Genomic DNA, 4,726 nt, shown 5'->3' with positions numbered 1-4,726 from the left:
CGGGGTGGGGCCCTATCAACCCCGGTTCTTCACTCCTACGCTCAGTCGCTGCGCTCCTTCGCTTCGTCGCTCCAGAACCGGGGCGGGCCCCACCTACGGAGGTGGACTATCGGGTGTGGGTGAGAATGCGGGTTCGCTGGGGCCACGTCACGTCCATCGGGCTCGACGGACGTCGGGCGGCCCGCGTTCGGCTACTCGGTTTCGTCGCTTTCGATCGGGGGCTCTCTCCCGAGGTGTGACTATCCGGAGTGAGTGGAGACGCGGGCCGCGGGGCCACGTCATGTCCATCGGGCTCGACGGACGTCGGCGGCTCGCGTTCGGCTACTTCGGTTTCGCCGTTCTCGGGCCGGGGGCTCACTACCGAGGGGTGACCGTCCAGAGGAGGCGTGAGGTGCGGATGGGGGAGCTGCTGTCTGTGTGAATCGTCCGGTCGGGAGACGGCGGTGGCTCGCCGGGCGTGCATCGGACGGCGTTGTGACCATTGACCTCAACCGAGCTCGAGGTTCTAGATTCTGATCATGAACACGACGCTCACCCGGGAACATATCGACTACCTAGCCGGACAGCGGCTCGGCCGGTTGGCCACCGTCGCGCCGGACGGGGCCCCGCAGAACAATCCGGTCGGCTTCCGCTACAACCCCGAACTCGGCACCATCGATATCGCGGGCTGGAATATGGGCCGGTCCCGGAAGTTCCGGAATCTGGCGGGTAACGACCGGGTGGCGTTCGTGGTCGACGATATCGCCTCGGTCCAGCCGTGGCGGGTGCGATGCCTGGAGATCCGGGGTACGGCCGAAGCGCTGACCGGCACCGTCACCTATATCGGTGCCGACGAGAGCGAGCTGATCCGTATCCATCCCGAACGGGTGCTCGCGTTCGGGATCTAGTTACCGCGCCGCGGCACCGCCGGTGGCCGGGACCGGGGCGTTCGGCCACCGGGGATTCGCGTCCGCCCCGGGAAACGAAGGGCGCGAATGCCCTCTAGTTGTGGGCGTGCAGGGCCTCGTTGAGTTCGATACCGGTGCCGGCGCGCGGTACCACCTCCACGGTCCCGGTGCGCGAGTTGCGCCGGAAGAGGAGATTGTCCTTACCGCTGAGCTCTGCCGCTTTCACCACGATGCCGTCGGGTGTGGTGACCTTGGTACCGGCGGTCAGGTAGAGGCCGGCTTCGACGACGCAGTCGTCGCCGAGCGGGATGCCCAGACCGGAGTTGGCGCCCAGCAGGGAGCGCTCACCGATCGAGATGACGGTGGTACCGCCCCCGGAGAGGGTGCCCATGGTGGAGGAGCCGCCGCCGATATCGGACCCGTCGCCCACGACGACTCCGGCGGAGATCCGGCCCTCGACCATCGAGGTGCCCAGCGTGCCGGCGTTGAAGTTCACGAAACCCTCGTGCATCACGGTGGTCCCGGCCGCCAGATGCGCGCCCAGCCGGACCCTGTCCGCATCACCGATGCGGACGCCGGCGGGGACCACGTAGTCGACCATGCGCGGGAACTTGTCGATGCTGTACACGGTGACCGGACCCCGGGCGCGCAGTTTGGCGCGGGTGGTCTCGAAACCCTCCACCGCAGCCGGGCCGTGGTTCGTCCACACGACATTGCTGAGCAGGGCGAACTGGCCCTCGAGGCTCACCTGGTGTGGCCGGACCAGCCGATGGGAGAGCAGATGCAGCCGCAGGTAGACATCGTGGGCGTCCACGGGGGCGGCGGACAGGTCGGCGATGGTGGTGCGTACCGCGACGACGTCGACGCCGCGGGCCGGGTCCGGGCCCACCAGATCGGCGAGTTCGGCGGGCGCGGAGGTGAGGTGTTCGGTGCCGGTGTCACCGAACTCACCCAGCTCCGGGCTGGGAAACCAGGTGTCCAGAACGGTCCCGTCCGAAGTCACGTTGGCGATGCCGATGGCGGATGCTCCCTGAGTGCTCACGACACCGAAGCCTACCCACCGGCGGTCCGAAACGGTGGGGCCCCTCTACGCTCGTACTCCGTGACCCTCGACCTGCACGCCGACCCCATCGCACTCACCGCGGCCCTCGTCGACATCCCGAGCGTTTCCCGGGACGAGGCTGCGATCACCGACCGCGTGGAGACGGCGCTACGCACCCAGACCAGCGGTTTCGAAGTGCTGCGCCGTGGCAATGTGGTGCTCGCGCGGACGCACCGCGGGCTGCCGACCCGGGTCGTCCTGGCCGGGCACCTCGATACCGTGCCGATCGCCGACAATGTGCCGGGCCGGTTCACCACCGAGGGCGGTGCCGAGGTCTTCTACGGCTGCGGTTCGGTCGATATGAAATCCGGGGACGCGGTGTTCCTGCATCTGGCGGCCACCGTGGCCGAACCGGTCCACGATCTGACCCTGATCTTCTACGACTGTGAGGAGATCTCGGCCGAATTCAACGGGCTCAACGCCGTCGAGCGGGAAGTGCCGGAATGGCTGGACGGCGACCTGGCGATTCTCGGCGAACCCTCCGGCGGCTGGATCGAGGCCGGCTGTCAGGGGACGCTGCGGGTCCGGTTGAGCACGGCGGGCGTTCGCGCGCATTCGGCGCGTTCCTGGCTCGGTGACAATGCCGTTCACCGGCTGGCACCGGTGCTGGCGCGGCTCGCGGAGTATCGCGCCCGGGAGGTCGATATCGACGGCTGCCGCTACCGGGAAGGACTGTCCGCGGTCCGTATCGCCGGCGGTGTCGCCGGGAACGTGGTGCCGGACGCGGCCGAGGTCGAGGTGAACTTCCGGTTCGCCCCGGATCGTTCGGTGGAGCAGGCGATCGACCACGTACGCGAGGTGTTCGCGGGGCTGGAGCTCGAATTCGAGGTCACCGACGCTGCCGCCGGTGCGCTGCCCGGGCTCACTGCTCCGGCGGCCCGCGGTCTGGTCGACACCGTGCGTGCGTACGGTTCGGCGGGTATCCGGGCGAAATACGGTTGGACCGATGTGTCCCGTTTCGCCGCCCGCGGTATCCCCGCCGTGAACTTCGGCCCAGGCGACCCCAACCTCGCTCACAAACGCGACGAACATGTCCCACTGGCACAGATCACCGCGGTCACCGAGATGCTGCGCCGCTATCTGACCGGTTCGTCCTAGCGCCCGCCCCAGCTGACCGCGGGCGCGCCCAATACACTGCGGCCATGTCAACCGACGCCGCCGAATCCGGGATGGCCGGCAAACCCAAGACCCGTTACCGCGGGCCCATCATGTTCCGCCGGGAACGGACCCCGCGGGGCACCACCGCCGATCAGCACCTGCTGGATCAGCGTGGCGACAGCGACTGGGTGCATACCGACCCCTGGCGGGTACTGCGGATCCAGGCCGAGTTCGTCGAGGGTTTCGGGGCGCTGGCGGAGGTCCCGCGCGCGGTGAGCGTATTCGGTTCGGCGCGCACCGACCCCGGCAATCCGGAGTATCGGGCCGCGCGGGAGCTGGGCGCGGCGCTGGCGACAGCCGGGTTCGCGGTCATCACCGGGGGCGGCCCGGGTGTGATGGAGGCCGCCAACCGGGGAGCGTCCGAGGCGGGCGGCTACTCCATCGGGCTCGGTATCGAGCTGCCGTTCGAACAGAGCCTCAACGACTGGGTCGATCTGGGGATCAACTTCCGCTATTTCTTCGTGCGCAAGACCATGTTCGTGAAGTACTCCCAGGCCTTCGTCTGCATGCCCGGCGGATACGGAACCCTCGACGAGCTGTTCGAGGCGCTGACGCTGGTGCAGACCCGCAAGATCACCCGGTTCCCGATAATCCTGTTCGGCAGCAAGTACTGGGCGCCGCTGGTGGAGTGGATCCGGAACTCGCTGGCCGCCGACGGCCGTATCTCCCCGGGGGATATCGACCTGCTGCACGTCACCGACGATATCGACGAGGTGGTCCGGATCATCCAGGGATCCGAACCCGGCAGCGCCACCATCGAGAAAGTCGGTACGGAGGACGAATGGTGACCTCGCGAACCTTCGCGTTGTGTGTGTACTGCTCCGCGAGCACCACCGACCCCGCGCAACTCGCCCTGGCGGCCGCTGTCGGCACCGAGGTGGCGCTACGCGGTTGGCAGCTGGTGTCCGGCGGGGGAAACGTCTCCATGATGGGCGCGGTGGCGACCGCCGCCCGGGCCGGTGGCGCGAATACGATCGGCGTCATCCCGAAGCATCTCGTCCACCGCGAGGTGGCCGATGTGGACTCCGACGAGCTGATCGTCACCGACACCATGCGCCAGCGCAAACAGGTGATGGAGGACCGGGCCGACGCCTTTCTGACGCTGCCCGGCGGAATCGGCACGCTCGAGGAATTCTTCGAAACCTGGACCGGTGGTCACCTGGGCCAGCACAACAAGCCGATGGCGATCCTGGACCCCGCCGGGCACTACACCGGCCTGTTCACCTGGCTCGCCGAACTCCACGGCCGCGGTTTCGTCCCGCAGGCGGCGCTGGACCGCGTCACGGTCACCCCGGACCTGACCGAAGCGTTCGCGGCGCTGAGCAAGGACTCGGATCAGTGAGTCGATTCGGGCCGCCGGTGGCTGTCCGCAAAAGGACGACACCGACCGCCGGATGCCGACGCGACCACCTGAGTCGAGTTCAGCGAGACACCTGAAAGGGTTGAGGCCCGTCTCGCCGTTCAGGCCTCGGAAGCGCATGCGCGAAGCGCGAGTCCCGAGGCCAGAAAACCGACCGACCTACTCAGAAAGGTGGTGATGGAAACAATCCACACTTCCGCGGGAAAGGCCGGCGGTTTC

Annotated in this window: 5 protein-coding genes; 4 read left to right on the top strand and 1 reads right to left on the bottom strand. The window is 68.0% G+C overall.

Going from position 1 to position 4,726, the window contains the following annotated elements:
• The first annotated feature begins 518 nt into the window (after window positions 1-518).
• A complete protein-coding gene (locus ACWEWT_RS38450; RefSeq protein ID WP_452565881.1) occupies window positions 519-887 on the top strand; it encodes a PPOX class F420-dependent oxidoreductase in 369 nt (122 codons plus the stop codon).
• Between the two features lie 94 nt (window positions 888-981).
• Here the strand turns inward: ACWEWT_RS38450 and dapD are convergent, their stop codons facing one another.
• Window positions 982-1,929: a 2,3,4,5-tetrahydropyridine-2,6-dicarboxylate N-succinyltransferase gene (dapD, locus tag ACWEWT_RS38445; protein ID WP_452565880.1), complete on the bottom strand. Its 948-nt coding sequence runs from the start codon at window positions 1,927-1,929 to the stop codon at window positions 982-984.
• Window positions 1,930-1,989: 60 nt separating this feature from the next.
• On the opposite strand from dapD, the gene dapE reads away from it, so the two are divergent.
• Genes dapE through ACWEWT_RS38430 form a run of 3 tightly spaced genes read left to right on the top strand, consistent with a single transcriptional unit; the run spans window position 1,990 to window position 4,489 of the window.
• On the top strand, window positions 1,990-3,087 hold the full coding sequence (gene dapE, locus ACWEWT_RS38440; protein ID WP_452565879.1) for a succinyl-diaminopimelate desuccinylase: 1,098 nt from the start codon (window positions 1,990-1,992) through the stop codon (window positions 3,085-3,087).
• A 44-nt stretch (window positions 3,088-3,131) separates the two neighbouring features.
• Window positions 3,132-3,935 (top strand): LOG family protein, encoded by an 804-nt coding sequence (locus ACWEWT_RS38435; protein ID WP_452565877.1) that lies wholly within the window; start codon window positions 3,132-3,134, stop codon window positions 3,933-3,935.
• Window positions 3,929-4,489, top strand: coding sequence for an LOG family protein (locus tag ACWEWT_RS38430; protein ID WP_452565875.1), 561 nt, complete (start codon window positions 3,929-3,931; stop codon window positions 4,487-4,489). Before ACWEWT_RS38435 ends, ACWEWT_RS38430 begins: the two co-directional genes overlap by 7 nt.
• The last annotated feature ends 237 nt before the right edge of the window (window positions 4,490-4,726 follow it).

Source organism: Nocardia sp. NPDC003963, from assembly GCF_053605105.1.
This window is presented reverse-complemented; position numbering and strand designations above follow the sequence as displayed.